This window comes from Hyunsoonleella pacifica (assembly GCF_004310335.1).
GTDB classification, from domain to species: domain Bacteria; phylum Bacteroidota; class Bacteroidia; order Flavobacteriales; family Flavobacteriaceae; genus Jejuia; species Jejuia pacifica.
Window position 1 is genome coordinate 613,525 of the sequence record NZ_SIRS01000003.1, and the last position, 18,928, is coordinate 632,452.

The window sequence follows — 18,928 nt, forward strand, 5'->3', positions numbered from 1 at the left end:
TAGCGTTTTTTAAACAAAATGAAACGAACCAAACGCCTCAAACGAACAAGAGCTCAAGAGAGTTCTAATGCTATAGAACGCATGTATATTACCATGCGTCACTTGTTTAATCGTGGGTTTTACAAACCTATGGGGATTTCTGGAGAAACTTTAAGACAATCTTTGCTTTTATTACGTCCTGAAATTTATGGTTCTGTAGCTGAAGAAAAAGTAGAATTAAACGGTCTATTATATGTGATTGATCGTCTCCCTCGTGGAATAGAAGAATGCTCTGTAATAAATCTTACTAGTGATGAAGGTTACTCTAACTCTCATTTTAAGCCTATAATCCCAGAAAAACGTCGCCGAAATTGTTACAGGATAGATGAGGAACAAATGAATATTGAAATTACCAGAGGGCGTTCTGAGATATATGATATTTTAACACACTTAACGTTTTTGTTCATTGAATCCCATAAAATCAGTAACAAAGCACTAATTGATGATAGTGGTAAAACCACAAGGGATTGGATTAAGCTAGAAAATGTAGTAAAAACCACTAAAAAATTAACTCAAAAACAGAGAGAAGTTGCTATTACTCATGCCGCAAATATTTTAGGAAGAACATTTAGTGAGATAAGCAAAATATATAATGCATTTGCAATTCCTACTCAGCCAGAACGTTTATTACATATTGTGTATTGGTTAGGGAAATTAGCTATTAAAGAGCAAATTAGTAATGATAAGCGCGAGGTAAAATTTAGCCCAGTACTACGAGAAGAAATAGGACATCATATACATGGTGAGATTTGGGCAAATACCATAAAGAGTGTATTGTACAAGCATAAACTTCTTGAAAGACCAATACATGTGATAAGTGCAAATATGCATAGTGTAATGAATACACTTTTTGCTCCGAGTGCATTAAAGTCGCTTGTAGAAAAACAAGATGTTTTTGAGGTCTATAAAGAATTAAGTAACAGTGCTAATACAGAACTTAGAAGCAAAGTAGAACGAGCAGCATTAAAAGGAGAAATGCTGTACATTGATGATATGTCAGGTGCAAACATTGATGTCCAAATATTCGATACTGAAAAAATAGATACTTCCAAGTTAGATATTAAAGTAGATGAAATTTATCTAAAGTCGAAAAAACCCGTTATATTAGTCATGGATTATGCTTTTGGAGAGCAGGCTTATGAAACTATAGATGAATTACTTAAACCTTTCAATTATAAAAAAGAAAAAATTTATTTAAATGTAGAATCTATCTCTATTATGGGTAAAGCAGGCATTTTAGAAGGAGATAAGGGAGATATAATGGTACCTTCAGCACATATTTTTGAAGGAACTGCTGATAATTATCCATTTAAAAATGAGTTAAAAAAAGAAGATTTAGAATGTAAAGGTGTAGATGTATGTGAAGGGGCAATGATAACAGTTTTAGGAACATCCCTTCAAAACAAAGATATTTTGAAGTTCTTTTTTGAATCGACCTGGAGTGTTATAGGATTAGAAATGGAAGGTGCACATTATCAAAAAGCCATTCAAGCTGCATCAAAAGTAAGGGGGAGTATAAGAGAAGATGTAAAAGTAAGGTATGCGTATTATGCAAGTGATAATCCGTTAAAAACAGGAAGTACACTTGCTTCAGGAGGGTTAGGAACCTCAGGAGTAAGACCTACATATGTAATAACAAGAACAATTTTAGAACAAATACTAAATAAAAGTAAAAATGAGTAAGGATTTGCCACAACAGCCACAACAGTCTGAAGAAGTAGATTTAGGGCAATTGTTTAAGATGATTGGGAATTTATTTGATAGATTATTTAAGTTTATTACAGGTGTCTTTAGAGAAGCATTTAATTTTGTAATAATATTACTAGTTCACTTTCACAGAAGAAAATTATGGTACATTGCATCCATATCAATAGGTTTAGTAACAGGTTATTTTCTTGATCAAGAATCTGATAAACTTTATGGGGCTAACTTATTTGTTGAAACTAATTTTGGCTCTACACGTCAAGTATATGAAAATATTCATCAGTTCAATCAGCTAACAATTGATAAAGATAGTTTAGAACTGGCAAATAGGTTAAATATAACCATAAAAGAAGCTTCAAGACTAAAAGGGTTTTATATAAAACCAGACTTAGACGAGAATACAATGGCTAAGATGTATTCAGATTTCTATCTGCAATTGGACTCCATATCTCGTTTAGATATGTCTTACAAGAAATACAAAGAATCACTAACACCATTTAACTTTAAAGTACACCAAATAGGAGTCGCAGCAACAGATAGGGTAGTTTACAAGAAGATAGAAAAAAACTTTGTTGAACAGATTTCTAGAAATGCTTACTTGAATAAACTTCTTGAATCTAATAAAGCTATCCTAAATAAAAAAGATCAAATACTACAGAAACAAATTCAAATAACTGATTCTCTTGTAGGTCAATATTTGGATATCAGAATAAAAGAATCTCAAAAGGCAGCAATTCCAAATTCTGGGACAAATTTATATATGGGGAATGCAGAGTCCACTAATCTAATTGTAGATGAGTCTAAAATAATAAAACAAAGATTGAGCTATGAAAATCAAAGAAGGAAAATAGATAGTATTTTAGTTACTAAAAACACAATAATAAATGTAATTGCAGATTTTCCAGAGTCTGGATATGATATAAGTGAATGGCATGATAAGATGAAATATTTACTTCCGATAGTGCTATTCTCAATTTTATTATTAATTTTTAGTGTTATAGGTCTTGGAAAGTTTTTAGACAAACAAAGTGGGAAATAATATATTAAATGACTATTCTTATAACAGGAGGAGCGGGTTTTATTGGGTCTAATTTCATTAAATATTATTTGTCAAAGTACTACTCTGTTAAAATAGTAAATATTGATAAATTGACTTACGCAGGTAATTTAAATAATTTAGACGGTGTTGAAACCAATCCAAGATATAGGTTTATTCATGGAGATATTTGTGATAAAGATTTAATCAATGAGTTGTTTGTCAAGTATAGCTTTAAAGGTGTCATACATTTTGCTGCTGAATCTCATGTCGATAATTCTATAGATAATCCTAATGATTTTATTCATACTAATATTAACGGAACTTTTAATTTGTTAAATGCAGCAAGGAATCATTGGATGAAGAGTTCAAATGAAATAAAGACACAGCACATAAACTCAAGATTTCATCATATATCTACTGATGAAGTTTATGGCTCTCTAGGCAAAAAAGGATTGTTTACTGAAGAAACATCGTATGCACCCAATAGTCCATACAGTGCTTCAAAAGCATCGTCTGATTTTCTAGTAAGAAGTTATTTTAAAACTTATAATATGAATGTAGTCACTACTAATTGCTCTAATAACTACGGACCAAGACAGCATGACGAAAAATTAATACCAACTGTTATTAGGAAAGCCTTGAATGGAGAGAATATTCCAATTTATGGAGATGGTCAGAATATTAGGGACTGGTTATATGTTAAAGATCATTGTTTTGGGATTGATTTAGTTTTTAATAAGGGTGTTTCTGGAGAAACATACAATATTGGTGGTAATAATGAGCACAATAACATGTATATTGCAAGTACCATTTGTTCTATTTTAGATGAACTTGCTCCTAAAAAAACATCATATAAGGACCAAATAATCTTTGTAGAAGACAGGCTTGGACATGATTTTAGGTATGCAATTGATGAGTCTAAAATAAAAAATCAATTAGGATGGAAAGCTAAAGAAAACTTTCAGACTGGATTAAAGAAAACCATAAATTGGTATATAAAAAAATATAAAAACTAATGAAGGGTATTATTTTGGCAGGGGGCTCAGGATCACGTTTGTACCCTTTAACAAAAGTTGTCAGTAAGCAACTTATGCCTATTTATGATAAGCCAATGATATATTATCCTTTAACAACACTTATATCTGCAGGAATAAATGAAATTTTAATTATAACCACGTTAAGGGATGTGGAAAAATTTAAGGACTTATTGGGTAATGGAAGTAATTATGGTTGTAATTTTGAGTATGCTGTTCAAGAACAACCTAATGGTCTAGCTGAAGCTTTTTTAATTGGAGAAGACTTTATTGGTAAAGATAGTGTAGCATTAATTTTGGGGGATAATATATTTTATGGCTCAGGATTAAGTAAAACACTTAAAGGATGTCTTAACCCTAATGGTAGTATTATTTTTGCCTATCATGTACAAAATCCTAAACGATATGGAGTAGTTAAGTTTAATGAAGATAACAAGGTAATTTCCATTGAAGAAAAACCTTCAAATCCAAAGTCAAACTATGCGGTTCCAGGAGTATATTTTTATGATAATACAGTAGTGGAAATAGCGAAAAATATAAAACCAAGCCATAGAGGAGAATTAGAAATAACAGATATTAATAAAGCTTATTTAAAAAAAGAAAAATTGAATGTCCAAATCTTGGATAAAGGGACTGCATGGTTAGATACTGGAACATTTGAATCTTTAATGCAGGCATCTCAGTTTGTTCAAGTAATAGAAGAAAGGCAAGGGCAAAAAATAGGTTGTATAGAAGAAGAAGTATATAAAATGGGCTTTATTGATAAAAATCAATTAGATAAATTGTCTAAATCATTGCTTAAAAGTGGTTATGGGCAATATCTTCAACAATTAATATAACAAATAAAAATGAAAGTTGAAGAAGTCTATTTAAGTGGATGTTATGTGATTACTCCCAATGTTTTTGAAGACAAAAGAGGTTGTTTTCATGAAAGCTTCAATCGAAAAATATTTAAAGAGTTAACAGGAATAGATGTAGATTTTGTTCAAGATAATGTATCTCAATCATTAAAAGGTGTTTTAAGAGGTTTGCATTTTCAAACAGGCATTCACTCTCAAGCAAAATTAGTTCAAGTTATAAAAGGGAGAATCTTAGATATTTGTGTGGATCTTCGACACGAATCAGAAACTTTTGGAAAACACTTTTCAATATACCTGGATAGTTTAGAAAGGAAGCAACTATATATCCCTAGGGGATTTGCACATGGATTTTTAGTATTAGAAAATAATACCATTGTTATGTATAAATGTGATAATAGTTATGCGAAGTTCGCTGAATCAGGTATAATATTTAATGATAAAGCATTAAATATTAATTGGAATTTTCCAGAAGAAAAGATGATTATATCTGAAAAAGATAAGAGTTTGCAAACATTTGAAAGTTTGTTCAATTAATGAAAAAAGTTTTAGTTACAGGGGCTAATGGTCAATTAGGAAAAACTTTTAAAGAGTTATTTCAAAAGAATGAATACCAAATTGAATTCACGTTTGTTACCAAAGAACAATTGGATATTACGGACATAGATAAACTTATAACTTTCTTTAGTATCAACTTTTTTCATTATTGTATTAATTGTGCAGCTTATACCAATGTAGATCAGGCTGAAAAAACACCTGAAATAGCATTTAGAGTTAATGCAGATGGTACTAGAAATTTAGCGGATATATGTCATAAAAAAAATATAATTTTAATACATATTTCTACAGATTATGTATTTGATGGCGAAAAAAAACTTCCGTACGAGACTAATGATAAAACTAATCCTATTAACGAATATGGGAAATCTAAATTAAAGGGAGAAGAATATGTCCAAAATATTCTAAACAAGTATCTAATTATAAGGACATCATGGTTGTATAGTAAAAAATATGGTAAAAATTTTTACAGAACAATATTAGAAAAAATTCAAAAAGAAAATAAGTTATCAATTACTGACGAACAAATAGGTTGTCCTACAGATACTACAAACCTTTCTAATTATATTTTTGAATTAATTAAAGATAATAGAAATAATTATGGAGTTCATCATTTTTGTGATGGGAAAGTAATGACTTGGTATGATTTTGCCAAAAACATTTTAAAAGAAAATGAATATCTTAATAAAATTAAACTTATTAAGGCTAATAAATATATTACTTTTGCAAGAAGACCAAAGTATTCTGTTTTAAAAATGGATAATATAGTTATGAAGTATGAATAAGAAATTATACTATGCGCATGAAACAGCAATTATCGATAGTAATTGTAGTATTGGGTTGGAAACTAAGATTTGGCATTTCTCACACATAATGTCTAATTGTATTATAGGAGAAAAATGTAATATAGGTCAAAATGTTGTTGTTTCCCCGCAAGTACTTTTAGGAAAAAATGTCAAAATTCAAAATAATGTTTCCATTTATACCGGAGTTGTATGTGAGGATGATGTTTTTTTAGGTCCTTCCATGGTTTTTACCAATGTAATTAACCCAAGAAGTGCTATTAATAGAAGAGGTCAATATACTAAAACAATAGTTCAAAAGGGAGCGTCTATAGGAGCTAATGCTACAATTGTCTGTGGAAATAGCATTGGAAAATATGCTTTGATTGGAGCTGGAGCAGTTGTTACAAAGCCAGTAAAAGCTTATGCTTTAGTTGTTGGAAATCCAGCGAAACAAATAGGTTGGGTTAGTGAATATGGACATAAATTAAATTTCAATAAAGGTATTGCAATTTGCCCCGAAAGCTACCAAGAGTATAAATTAGAAGATGCTAAAGTCTTAAGAGTAAAATAAAAATATGAATATAGATTTTGCTAATTTAACAAAGTCATATCTTGAGCATAAAAAAGGAATTGATGATGCTATAGCTACTGTTATAGAATCTTCAGCTTTTATTATGGGAAAAAAAGTAAATGATTTAGAGTTGGGTTTAGAAAAATATACAGGAGCCAAATATGCAATTAGTTGTTCATCAGGTACAGATGCTTTATTACTTGCTATGATGGCAATAAACATAAAACCAGGTGATGAAATTATAACAACTCCCTTTACTTTTATTGCTACTGCAGAAACAATTGCTTTTTTAGGAGCAACACCAGTTTTTGTAGATATCAATAATAGGAATTATAATATAAATGCTAATTTAATTGAAGAAAAAATTACTGAAAGAACTAAAGCAATTATACCAGTTTCTATTTTTGGGCAAACAGCAGATATCGATAAAATTAATGCTTTAGGAAAAAAGTATAATATACCAGTTATTGAGGATGCAGCTCAATCCTTTGGTGCTACGTACAAAGGAAAAAAAAGTTGTAATCTTTCCACTCTAGGTTGTACCTCTTTCTTTCCAGCTAAACCTCTAGGTTGTTTTGGTGATGGAGGCGCTGTTTTTACGAGTAATGAAGAATTAGCAGATAAGATTAAAAGTTTGAGAATACATGGTCAAACTAGAAGATATTATCATAAATATATAGGTATTGGAGGGCGTTTAGACACCATACAAGCTTCTGTCTTAAATGAGAAGCTAAAGTATTATGAAAATGATATTTTTCGTAGGCAAAAGGCAGCTAATCTTTATACACAAAAGCTCAAAGGTTTTATAGAGACACCAATAGTTCAAGCTGGATATACTTCAGTTTGGGCTCAATATTCTATTAGAATTGGGAATAGAGATGAAGTTCAATCAAAGTTAAAAGAAAAAGGAATTCCAACGGCAATACATTACCCTAAACCTCTTCATTTACAAGAATGTTTTGAATATTTAGGATATAATAAAAATAGCTTCCCCGTTTCTGAATTGATATCAAATGAAATTATAAGTTTACCTATGAATCCCTACATAACTGAAGAAGAAATAGAATATATAAGCGAAAATTTGAAAAAAGCAATATGAAAAACTTTGCCCTGATAGGAGCTGCTGGTTATATAGCTCCTAGACACATGAAAGCTATCAAAGACACTAAAAACACACTATTAGCAGCATATGATAAAAATGATAGTGTAGGGGTTATAGATTCTTATTTCCCAAAAGCTGATTTTTTTGTTGAGTTTGAGAGATTCGATAGACATATAGAAAAATTGAAGTATGAGCAGCAATTATATTTAGATTATGTAAGTATTTGTTCTCCAAACTATTTACACGATGCCCATATTAGATTTGCATTAAGAAGTGGTGCAGATGCTATCTGTGAAAAACCTTTAGTTTTAAATCCTTGGAATATAGATAAACTTCAAAAAGTAGAAGAAAAAACAGGAAAGAAAGTTTATAATATTTTACAATTAAGAGTGCATCCATCAATAATAGCTCTTAAAGAAAAAGTTAAAAACTCTCAAAATAAAAAAAAATTCGAAGTAGATTTGACTTATCTTACTTCAAGAGGTCATTGGTACCATACGTCTTGGAAAGGTAATAAAAGTAAATCAGGAGGAATTGCTACAAATATAGGAGTGCATTTCTACGATATGCTATCTTGGATTTTTGGAGAAATCCAACAAAACATAGTTCATGTACACGAAGAAGATAGAGCGGCAGGATATTTAGAATTTGAAAACGCTAGAGTTAGATGGTTCTTATCTATAAATTCAAAATATTTACCCACAGATATTCAGAAAAAAGAACAAACCACATTTAGATCTATTACAATTGATGGAGACGAATTGGAATTTAGTGGAGGGTTTACAGATTTACATACAATGGTATATAAAGATATTATTAATGGTAAGGGTTATGGTTTAAATGCAGCAAGAACTGCTATTCAAATTGTTCACGATATTAGAAATTCAACACCATTAGGATTAAAAGGAGACTATCACACTTTTGCTAAAAAATAACTAGAAATTATTTTCATGAAACCAAAAATAATTGTAGTAATAGGTGCAAGGCCACAATTTATTAAACATTTTCCATTTGAAAAAGCTTCTGAAAATAGGCTTAATCTAAAAACAATTCATACAGGGCAGCATTATGATAAAAATATGAGTGATATATTTTTTGAACAATTGGGTATGAATAAACCTAATTATACTTTAAATATTGGCAGTGGGAATCATGGAGAACAGACAGGCAAAATGATGATTGAAATTGAAAAAATCATTATTGATGAAAAGCCTGATGGAATAGTTGTTTTTGGAGATACAAATTCTACACTAGCTGGGGCATTGGTGGCATCAAAACTTCACATCCCTGTATTTCATATAGAATCTGGCTTAAGAAGCTATAATAAAGAAATGCCCGAAGAAATAAATAGGATACTTACTGATCATGTTTCTAATATATTATTTATTCCAAGTGAAATTGCTTCTGAAAATTTGATGAAAGAAGGAATCACTCAATGTGTATACAATGTTGGGGATATTATGAAAGATTTAGTAGAGATAGTTAAAAAGAAAGGTTTGTTTACTGATAAAAAATCAAGTATAGATAAATACTATTATGTAACAATACATAGACCTTATAATACTGATGAAAAAGATAGATTATTTGATGTTCTTTTAGCTTTAAATAAACTTAATTTTAAAGTTGTTATGACGTTGCACCCGAGAACGAAAAATTTGTCAAATAAATATCAAATAAACTTAAATTCTTTTACCAATATTGAATTTATTGAACCACAATCATATTTTGATAATTTAAACTATTTATACCATTCTAAAGGTTTAATTACTGATAGTGGAGGTATGCAAAAAGAAGCTTATTGGTTAAAAAAGAAATGTATTACTATTCGAAAAGAAACTGAATGGATCGAAACTTTAGAGTTTGATGCAAATAAATTAATTTTTGATAAATTGTCTGATATCCAAGTTGAGTTAGATGTTACACCAACTAAATGGGATGTTGCTTTATACGGTTATGGTAATAGTGCAGATAAAATAGTTACTTCTATTACTAAGTACTTTGATGAATAAAATTTTAGAAAAATTTCAATTGCTAAAATCAGAGTTTGTTAGAAATGTACTTCTAGTAATGACAGGAACTGCAATTTCTCAAGTTATTGCAATTGCTGTAACCCCCATTTTAACAAGAAATTATTCTCCTGATGATTTTGGTTTTTTATTAATATATCTTAGTATCTTAACCATAGCAGGAACTTGCTCAACAGGTAAATATGAGAAAGCTATTCTTATTGTTAAAACTGAAAGAAATGTAAAGAGTATCATATTTATATCATTAGTTATAAGTGTTATTACAGCTTTCATTCTGTTTTTGATAATTTTATTTGCAAAAGAATTTATTATTAAATCTTTTGATATAAGAGAAAATTTATATAGCTGGTTGTTTACTCTTCCCTTTTTATTAATAATTTATTCTGAATATAATGTTCTTAAAGTCGTCTTGAATTTTCAAAGAAAATTCAAGACACTTTCTTTATCGAAGGTAGTTAAAACAATTTCTAGTGTCATTATAAGTTTATTTTGTATCTTTTTTTTCAAAGATGCTAGAGGGTTAATTCTTGGTGAGATTTTTGGATTTACAATTGCATTTATTTATGTATTTGTTTTAACATTTAATTTTTATCAATTCGATAAGAATATTGTAGTTAATTCCAAAATAGTTTCGGATAGATATAAAAGATTTCCTATTTTTTCTATACCTTCAGATTTTATGAATATGGCATCTTTTCAAATGCCAGCTTTTTTTTTAACAAGTTATTTTGGTGCAGGTGTTACGGGTTTCTATTCTTTAATGAAAAGAGTTCTGGATGCCCCGATAGGTTTACTTTCTTCATCCATACTTGAAGTTTTTAGACAAAAAGCAGCTGAAGAATATTTACAAAATGGGAATTGCAAAAGTTTATTCATAAAAACTGCTAAGAACTTAGTAATTCTATCTGTAATACCATTTATAGTATTGTTTTTAACAGCGCCAAATTTGTTTTCTTTAATATTCGGAAACGAATGGTTTATAGCAGGTAAATATGCCAGAATATTATCCTTATACTATTTTTTTAAGTTTATTTCTAGTCCTTTGAGCTATATGTTTTATATAGCTGAAAAACAGAATATTAATTTTGTATTACAGCTTTATCTATTTGTTACTACTATTATTATTTTCAATTTGCCAAAATATATTTCAATATCAGAGTATTATTTATTAGGGATTTATTCTATAAATCTTGTTATATTTTACATAATACTATTTGTTTTTTCTTATAGTTTCGCAAAAAATAACGTTAAATAGCTTTAGTAATATGAGAAACATAATATTAATATCTTTTTTTTGGACAGGTATTAGAGACTTTTTTTTGAAGGGAGAATTGGAATTTAAGGGAATGCCTGCTTTTACTAATACTTTTTTAAAGTTACTACATGATGATAGAATTGGCACTATTTATGTTATTTTTTTTGGTAAACATATTGGTAATAAATATAAAATAAATAAAAAGTATTCAAATAAAATAAAAGTATACGGATTTGACCATAAAGGAGGAATAAGTACTGTAAAAGCTATAGTGAATTTATTTTGCCGCACCTTACGAATTATATGCAATAACAAAATAAATGTTATTTATGGACATGGATCGACAGCTGGTTTTGCTGGTATTATAGGTAATATTACAGGTATTCAAAATGTCAGAAGAATTTATGGTACATTTTTATGTGATAAATTAGATAAATCGAAATGGCATATTTTTTTGAATCATCCATTAGAATTTTTTGCATTTTCATTACCTGCAAAAGCAATAATATGTACTAATGATGGAACAAAAGGAGATTTAGTTTATAATAAAATAGGGCATAAAAAAAGCACATTTTATTTTTGGTTAAATGGTATAGATAAAGCCAATAACATCATATTACCTTATGAAGAGATAAATCAAAAGTATAAAATTGGTTTCACACCTCAAATTTGCTATTTGGCCAGAATTGATAAATGGAAAAGACAACATTTACTGGTTGAAGCATTAAAAAAATTACATCAAAAAAAAATTATTTACAATACAATAATAGCTGGACCAATTATTAATAAAGAATATTATGAGGGTTTAAGCTTAGATATAAAGGATAACGGTTTATCAGATTACATAAAGTTAATTCCTGGCTTCACTAAAGAAGAAAGTATAAGTGTAATTAAACATTCAGAATTAAGTGTATCTTTTTATGATTTCTCAAACTTGGGAAATGTTTTTTTAGAATCTTTAAGTTTGGGTACTGTCATGCTTTCTGAAAACATTAATAATTCACTTGAATTAATAGATGAAAAGGTATATTATAATACAAATCCTTTAAACTCTGAAGAAACTGCGAATCTTTTAGAAGATATTTTTAAAAATAAGCAAGATTTATTTTCTAAATCAGAAGAAGCCATAAAATTTTCGCATGAATACCTTTTAACTTGGCCTGAGAGGGCGGCTAAAGAGATATCACTATTAGGTTTAAGTTAAATGGCATTAATTGTAATCTGTATAAACACCTCATTGTAAATGCAATATGAATTTTTATTTTAAAATAAAACACTATCTATTCTTATACTTTAAAACAGAATATCATTATTTTTTAAAACAAGAAGAAAATGAGGAATTATGTCAAGATTACTGGATAAAGGGCTATAAGGTAAATATTGAATCTCGAAAATGGAGTATTGAAAACGGAATACCCTTAGGGTTATATAATGGAAAAATTAATGCTCCTTTAAAGTATAGAGTTCATATATCAGGTCTGTGTGAATATTGCTTCGCTTTAAGAGAAGTTGGTCAGCAATATAAACAAGAAAAAGTGGTAGATTTTTTGCTTAAAAACTTAGATACTGATAAAATTAATTTAGGCAATGATTTTTTGAAATTTTCTTTTTGGAAAACTTATGCAAATAATGATTTAGATCAATACTATGTGCATGGAATGGGGCAAGGACAAATATTATCTTTGTTAACTAGATATGCTTTAAAAAGAGAAACAGATGAAATAGAAAAGACGTTAATAGAGGTATCAAACTCTTACTTAATACCTTTTAATCATATTCATGGATTTGTTAATTTAAAAACAGATAATAATGTGATTTTTGAAGAATACCCAAAAAATGTAGATAGACCTCACGTGCTTAACGGCTGGATTTATTCTTTATTGGGTTTATATGATTATATTCAATACGCATCTCTTAAATCAATAGAGGATAACCAATTAAATAATAAAAAAAGAGTATTTAATGATTCAGTTCGAACTTTACATTATATGCTTGAGGAATATAATTTAGGTTTTTGGTCATTATATAATTTACCTAAAAAAAATGAAAATATTTGCAGTATTCACTATCAAGAACAACATATAGTTTTATTAAGGGCTATAGGTAAATTAACATCTGATAAGCATTTTATAAACTATAGTAATATATTTCAAAAACAGTATAACAATATTTTTTACAGGTTTTTAGCTTTATTTACTAAAGTTTTTATTTCTAATTTAATAAAACATAAATGGATATATAAAACTAATTAGGTTTTAGTTCATTGATCGTTTTTATATGAAAATAAAAATTTCACATAATAGTTATCAAAATATACTTTTGTCTCTTCTTCTAGTATCTGGAGTCTTAAAGGTGTTTTTAACATTTTATGAATATCCATTTGATATAACAATTCAAATATTATTTCTTATTGTTATAGATATCATTTATACGGGATTTTTTAAAGTCAAAATAGTGTTTAATAGAATAGAGTTATTCTATTTTGTTATTTTATTATTGTTTTATCTAATTGCAGTTATAAGTATTAGTTACAGCTCTTCAAGTATTTTAGGTTTTAAGAAACTTTTCTTAATGCTAATTCCATTAATTGGTTTTTCATATGTAAAATTTATTAAACAAATAAATTTAAAAATTATATACATTTTTTTAATATATGTTACTATTCCATTGGCTATTTGGTTTATACTATGTAAGTATCTTTTATGGAATGATAGTTATTTTATGGACTTTAGTAACTCAAGATTTAAATTTAAATCTCTAAGGAATTCGTATTTAAATTTTGGATATTTATTAGGAATAACTTCAATTTTATCATTAAAGTTTTCTAAAAATTCAATTGGGGTTTTAATATGCTGTTCTATTTTAATAATTGTTTTAGGTTCTAGAGGAGCTTTATTATTTTTATTTTTAAGTTTGATTGTAATTAATTTCAAACAAATTCTTTTCTTTTTAGCTAAATTTAAAGTTAGAAAGAAAACTTTTAATTTGTTGACAACTTTTCTTTTAATTCTAACTTCTTTAATTATAATTTTTATAGAAAAAATAAAGCTTATTATTAATTACGGTATGATTAGGTTTTCTTCACTAATTAACGCTTCTGAAGATGAATCTTTACTAGGAAGGTTAGACCAATACAGTTTTGTCTTAACAGAAGGAATAAAAGCTCAAGGACTAACTATTGGATATGGTTTAGGAAGTTTTAATATAGATTATACTAATGAAAGCGATCTTGGTTATCCGCATAATATTTTTTTAGAAGCATGGTATGAATTAGGTTTTATTGCTATGTGCTTATTGATAATTTTTTTCGTTACACCTTTTTTTCATTTGAAGAGAAATAATGTTGTATATACTCTAGCTTTATTTGCTTTTTTAAATGCAATGAAAACTCTTAGTTTTTCAACAGATAGAAATTTATTTATTTTTTTTGGTATTATGCTATTTTATAAAGTATATAGTTTTACAAAATGATAAAAAAAATTGCGCATATTACTACTGTTCATTATAGGTATGATGTAAGAATTCACTATAAATATTGCAAAACACTCTCAGAAGAAAAAGATTTTAAGGTTTTTCAAGTAGTATCTGATGGTTTGGGACCTGAAAACTTTGATAATTTGTCTGTGATAGATTTAGGCAGTATTAGATTTGGTCGCATAGGGAGGTTTTTTCTAGGTAATATAAAAGTTATTAACTATTGCTTAAAAACTAAAATGGATTTGTTTCATTTTCACGATCCAGAATTATTACCTTCTATTTCCTTACTAAAACTATTTGGGAAAAAAGTAGTTTTTGATATGCATGAAAACTTCCCTTCACAAATACTTACAAAGAGCTATTTACCAAAACTAATACGTGTAGCCTTAAGTAATACTGTAAAGTTTTTTCAAAATGTGCTATTCAAGTTTATACCAGTAATATTTGCAGAACATTCTTATGTCAAACATTTTAAAACAGTTAAGCATAAGGAAACAATACTAAACTATCCTTTAAAAAAGGAGTTTAATTCTATTTCAGAAGTAAAAATGTCTGAATTTACATTAGGTTATATGGGTAGTGTAACTTTCGAAAGAGGTGTTTTGGTTATGTTGGAAGTGGTTTCTGAGTTAAGAAGGAAAGGAAGAAATATAAGTATAATATTTGTTGGCCCAATGGATGATAACATAACCGATATAGATATTGTTAAGAGAGGTGTTAGTGAAGGTTGGGCGGTTTTTAAAGGAAGATTAAAGGCAAAGGATGGATGGCGTTTAATGGCGCAATGCCATATAGGAATGGCCGTGCTTAAAAACTCTCCAAATTTTATAGAATCCTACCCAACTAAACTATTTGAGTATATGTTGCTGAAATTACCAATAATTACTTCAAATTTTCCTTTGTATAAAAAAATAATTGATGATGCTAAGTGCGGTATTGTTGTAGATCCTGCTTCTAATGAAGAAATATGCAGTGCTATTTTAGAAATAGAAAATGATGAAACTAAACAAATGGTAATGGGAGAAAATGGTAAAAAAACAGCCATTGAAAAATATAGTTGGGAAACCTCTGAATTAACAAAAATAAAAACTTTTTATAATAAAGTAAATCACTCCTAATGAAAATATTTGAAGTGAATAATAATGTATTTCACATAATTATTCTATTAATATATACGTCTTGCAACCCTAATTCTAATCCCAACGAAATTGTTGAATGTACAATAGAGGTTAAGCAGGTATATACAGGTAATATTATATTGAAAACCCAAACAGATATTGATAATTTTGAACACTGTATATCAAAGCTTAATGGTTTTTTAGTTATTGATGGTACTGATGTTGAATCAGACCATATTGTTGATTTAATAGCATTAAATGATAAAATTGATACAATCACAAGAAGTTTACTTATTGGAAATTTGAAAATATTGGAAAATATTGAAGGATTGAACTCTATTAAACATATTGGTGAATCAGTTATAATCGAAAATAATGATAAACTCAAGAGTATAGAAGATTTTCCAAGTAGCATTACCTCTATAGTAGATATGGATTGGCCAGCGGGTACTCGTTTGAATAATTGGCCTAATAATAATATTTCAAAATTCGAGGGGTTATTGATAAGTAAGAATTCTAACCTAAAGTCTATAAGAGGATTAAATAACATAAAAGTTGTAGGACATTCTTTTGCTGGTGGAGGTATTCAGATTTCTAACAATGAATTACTTGAAGATTTAGGTGGACTTGAAGCTCTAGAAAAGTCGTGGTATTTAACTATTTGGGGCAATAAGAAATTAAAAAACATGTTTGGTTTAGAAAACTTAAAGCGTATTGGAGGTAGCTTAAATATAGGAAGAAATGAGAGCCTTAATAGCTTTAATGGATTAAATAATCTAGAGAGGTTAGGCAGTTTAACAATAATAGATAATCCTTTACTTTCTGATATTAGGTCTTTATTAAAAATAAAAGTAATTTCAGGTTCTCAAGAAATTAATTCTTGGGCATATTTAAGAATTATAAACAATACTTCATTGAAGAGTTTAGATGGTTTAAATAATGTTAAAAAATTAGTTAGTGGGCAGGAGGGTATTACCAAATTGATAATTGAAGATAATACCATGACAAATTTGGAGGGTTTAAACAATTTACAACAAATATCTGGAGGTTTTACAGATATAATAATTAATAACAATGAATCATTATCCTCTATAGGATTAATAAATTTAGAAGTAATAAAAAGTATCCATCCTTTATCTGATAATTCTGCTGGATATTGTAAATTTGAAATAACGAATAATCAAAGTTTAAATAATCTGGATGATTTGCTTTTGTTAGAGGTACAAAACAACAAGCATATTGAGTTTCAAATTGTTTCAAATAAATCTTTAAATAATTATTGCGGTATAAATAATCTGATTTTATCCAACACAAATTTAGATTTACTAACTTTTAGTATTTCTAATAATGCTTATAATCCCACAATGCAACAACTAGTAAATGGAGACTGCTTGCCATAAACGATTTACAATAAATTTTTTTTTAAGTAATCTTGGGCTACTAATATTTCCTTTTGTTCTGCCGCTACCTTTACCACTAAACATAAAGAGCTTAGCGTTTATTATTTTTTTAGTTACACTTTTTTTTAATAGCCCTAATGACACCCAATCAATAAAACAAGTGCTAAAAAATAAAATTGTGCTATTATTCATTATACTTTATTTATTAGATCCAATACTCTCTCTTGTTAGAGGCAATGGATTATATTTTAGAGATGTAAAAACATCTTTTTTGATAGCTCCATTTGTGTTTTTATTGGGTAAAGAGATTTTATTCTCTTTTAAAGAGAAAATACTAAAGGCTTTTACTATTGGCGTCATTCTATATATTGTTTTTTCTGTAGCATATATAATATACTTTTATTCTCAATCTAAAATGCATGATTTTGCTATAGGGTATTATTTAAAATATATTACATATCATCATATGCCTTATGCCATTCAGCATACTTATTTAGGGATATATATATGTTTTGCTTCCGCAATTATTCTCTTTAGTTTTAATTCTCAGATTATTGTTAAAATAACACTTAATATTATTCTTTTTTTATCAATATTTATACTTGCTAGTAAATTAAGTATTATTGTCTTTATATTTCTGTTTTGTTTTTATTTATCTCGAAATATAAAAGTCAAGAAAAAAACAATCTTAATTATTATAAGTTTATTAATAATTGTGGCATGTTTTATTTTGGCTTTTTTAGTTTTGAATACAGATTTATTTAGGACATTTGAAAATAGTGTAAGCAATCGATTAAATATTTATGCATGTTCTCTTAGGGGAATAAAATTAAATTTTTGGCTTGGTATAGGAAGTGGGAGTGTTAAAGAATATATTAATGGCTGTAATACTGAAATAGGGCTTATGGATACTCACAATTTGCTATTTCAAGAATTTTTATCAAATGGTATTATTGGGGTAACTATATTTATAAAGTTACTTTTAGTTTTTTTTAAAGCGTTTTTCAAATTTAATTATAACTTAGGATATGTATTAATCATTACATTGATTATTTATGGTAGTATAGAACATTTACTTAATTTACAATATGGAGTTTTATTTTATATATTTTTTCTTCTTTTTTTCTATGCTATATTGCCTATTCAAAATTTAAAAAAGCTTTAATAAATGGTAAGTATAATTACTCCAGTTTTTAATGCTAGCAGTTATATTGCTCAGAATATAGAATCTGTTAAGAATCAAACATTTATTGATTATGAGCATATATTAATCGATGATTGTTCTACCGATAATACTATTGAAATAATAGAGGAATATATTAAAGATGATAGTCGAATAAAGCTAGTAAGGTCGAAAAAGAATGGAGGTGCTGGTATATGTAGAAATAAAGGAATAGAATTATCAAGTAAAAGATTTATTGCTTTTTTAGATTCAGATGATTATTGGGCTCCGCTTAAGCTTGAGAAACAAATTTCATGTATGCTTGACAATGGATATGTTTTTTCTTGTTCGCAATATTACGAATTCGATAACATATCCGGAGACACCGATATCCATGTAAAATGCCCAGAAAAAATTAATTATAAGATGCTTTTAAAGAATGGGGGGTTTATAGGTTGTTTAACAGTCGTTTATGATACAGAAAAGTTTGGAAAAAGGTATATGCCAGAAATTAGGAAAAGACAAGATTGGGCTTTATGGTTAAAAATGCTAAGAGAAATTGATTTTGCTTATGGTATTCAAGAGCCATTAGCCTACTATAGAAGAGGAAATGTATCTCTAAGCAAAAATAAGGTTGAGCTTGTAAAACATAATTTTAATGTCTATAACAAGGTATTAGGTATGCCGTATATAGAGTGCGTTTATAGAATGTTAATATTTTTATTTCACCACTTTTTTATAAAACCGTCTTCAAAGATAAAACTATAGAGTATCCACCATACCTTATTTTATCTATATTT

General features: G+C 28.0%; 18 protein-coding genes. All 18 read left to right on the forward strand.

Annotation, left to right across the window (positions count from 1 at the left end):
- Positions 1 to 18: 18 nt before the first annotated feature.
- The 18 genes from EYD46_RS08830 to EYD46_RS08915 are packed head-to-tail and all read left to right on the forward strand — an operon-like array spanning position 19 to position 18,896.
- Positions 19 to 1,722 carry a DUF6909 family protein gene (locus tag EYD46_RS08830; RefSeq protein ID WP_130936706.1) on the forward strand — a complete coding sequence of 568 codons (1,704 nt, stop codon included), beginning with the start codon at positions 19 to 21 and terminating at the stop codon, positions 1,720 to 1,722.
- Complete coding sequence (locus EYD46_RS08835) at positions 1,715 to 2,782, forward strand: hypothetical protein (protein ID WP_130936707.1); 1,068 nt, start codon at positions 1,715 to 1,717, stop codon at positions 2,780 to 2,782. Before EYD46_RS08830 ends, EYD46_RS08835 begins: the two co-directional genes overlap by 8 nt.
- Positions 2,783 to 2,790: 8 nt before the next feature.
- Positions 2,791 to 3,798: a dTDP-glucose 4,6-dehydratase gene (gene rfbB, locus EYD46_RS08840; RefSeq protein ID WP_130936708.1), complete on the forward strand. Its 1,008-nt coding sequence runs from the start codon at positions 2,791 to 2,793 to the stop codon at positions 3,796 to 3,798.
- Entirely contained in the window at positions 3,798 to 4,655 is an 858-nt protein-coding gene (gene rfbA, locus EYD46_RS08845; RefSeq protein WP_130936709.1) for a glucose-1-phosphate thymidylyltransferase RfbA, read from the forward strand. Before rfbB ends, rfbA begins: the two co-directional genes overlap by 1 nt.
- Before the next feature lie 9 nt (positions 4,656 to 4,664).
- Positions 4,665 to 5,210: a dTDP-4-dehydrorhamnose 3,5-epimerase gene (rfbC, locus tag EYD46_RS08850; RefSeq protein WP_130936710.1), complete on the forward strand. Its 546-nt coding sequence runs from the start codon at positions 4,665 to 4,667 to the stop codon at positions 5,208 to 5,210.
- Complete coding sequence (gene rfbD / locus EYD46_RS08855) at positions 5,210 to 6,016, forward strand: dTDP-4-dehydrorhamnose reductase (RefSeq protein ID WP_130936711.1); 807 nt, start codon at positions 5,210 to 5,212, stop codon at positions 6,014 to 6,016. Before rfbC ends, rfbD begins: the two co-directional genes overlap by 1 nt.
- Positions 6,009 to 6,587 (forward strand): acyltransferase, encoded by a 579-nt coding sequence (locus EYD46_RS08860; RefSeq protein ID WP_130936712.1) that lies wholly within the window; start codon positions 6,009 to 6,011, stop codon positions 6,585 to 6,587. The genes rfbD and EYD46_RS08860 overlap by 8 nt, the downstream gene beginning before the upstream one ends.
- 4 nt (positions 6,588 to 6,591) lie before the next feature.
- Positions 6,592 to 7,686, forward strand: coding sequence for a DegT/DnrJ/EryC1/StrS family aminotransferase (locus tag EYD46_RS08865; RefSeq protein ID WP_130936713.1), 1,095 nt, complete (start codon positions 6,592 to 6,594; stop codon positions 7,684 to 7,686).
- Complete coding sequence (locus tag EYD46_RS08870) at positions 7,683 to 8,624, forward strand: Gfo/Idh/MocA family protein (RefSeq protein WP_130936714.1); 942 nt, start codon at positions 7,683 to 7,685, stop codon at positions 8,622 to 8,624. Before EYD46_RS08865 ends, EYD46_RS08870 begins: the two co-directional genes overlap by 4 nt.
- A gap of 15 nt (positions 8,625 to 8,639) precedes the next feature.
- Positions 8,640 to 9,698, forward strand: coding sequence for a non-hydrolyzing UDP-N-acetylglucosamine 2-epimerase (wecB, locus tag EYD46_RS08875; protein WP_130936715.1), 1,059 nt, complete (start codon positions 8,640 to 8,642; stop codon positions 9,696 to 9,698).
- Complete coding sequence (locus EYD46_RS08880) at positions 9,691 to 10,971, forward strand: lipopolysaccharide biosynthesis protein (protein WP_130936716.1); 1,281 nt, start codon at positions 9,691 to 9,693, stop codon at positions 10,969 to 10,971. The genes wecB and EYD46_RS08880 overlap by 8 nt, the downstream gene beginning before the upstream one ends.
- A 10-nt stretch (positions 10,972 to 10,981) precedes the next feature.
- Positions 10,982 to 12,175, forward strand: a complete 1,194-nt coding sequence (locus EYD46_RS08885) for a glycosyltransferase (protein ID WP_130936717.1) — start codon at positions 10,982 to 10,984, stop codon at positions 12,173 to 12,175.
- A 46-nt stretch (positions 12,176 to 12,221) separates the two neighbouring features.
- On the forward strand, positions 12,222 to 13,223 hold the full coding sequence (locus tag EYD46_RS08890) for a D-glucuronyl C5-epimerase family protein (protein WP_130936718.1): 1,002 nt from the start codon (positions 12,222 to 12,224) through the stop codon (positions 13,221 to 13,223).
- Positions 13,224 to 13,248: 25 nt separating this feature from the next.
- Positions 13,249 to 14,442 (forward strand): O-antigen ligase family protein, encoded by a 1,194-nt coding sequence (locus tag EYD46_RS08895; protein ID WP_130936719.1) that lies wholly within the window; start codon positions 13,249 to 13,251, stop codon positions 14,440 to 14,442.
- Positions 14,439 to 15,566: a glycosyltransferase gene (locus EYD46_RS08900; RefSeq protein WP_130936720.1), complete on the forward strand. Its 1,128-nt coding sequence runs from the start codon at positions 14,439 to 14,441 to the stop codon at positions 15,564 to 15,566. The genes EYD46_RS08895 and EYD46_RS08900 overlap by 4 nt, the downstream gene beginning before the upstream one ends.
- Positions 15,566 to 16,966 carry a hypothetical protein gene (locus tag EYD46_RS08905; RefSeq protein ID WP_130936721.1) on the forward strand — a complete coding sequence of 467 codons (1,401 nt, stop codon included), beginning with the start codon at positions 15,566 to 15,568 and terminating at the stop codon, positions 16,964 to 16,966. The genes EYD46_RS08900 and EYD46_RS08905 overlap by 1 nt, the downstream gene beginning before the upstream one ends.
- Positions 16,947 to 18,131 (forward strand): O-antigen ligase family protein, encoded by a 1,185-nt coding sequence (locus tag EYD46_RS08910; RefSeq protein ID WP_130936722.1) that lies wholly within the window; start codon positions 16,947 to 16,949, stop codon positions 18,129 to 18,131. Before EYD46_RS08905 ends, EYD46_RS08910 begins: the two co-directional genes overlap by 20 nt.
- A 3-nt stretch (positions 18,132 to 18,134) precedes the next feature.
- Positions 18,135 to 18,896 (forward strand): glycosyltransferase family 2 protein, encoded by a 762-nt coding sequence (locus EYD46_RS08915; RefSeq protein WP_130936723.1) that lies wholly within the window; start codon positions 18,135 to 18,137, stop codon positions 18,894 to 18,896.
- Positions 18,897 to 18,928 lie beyond the last annotated feature (32 nt).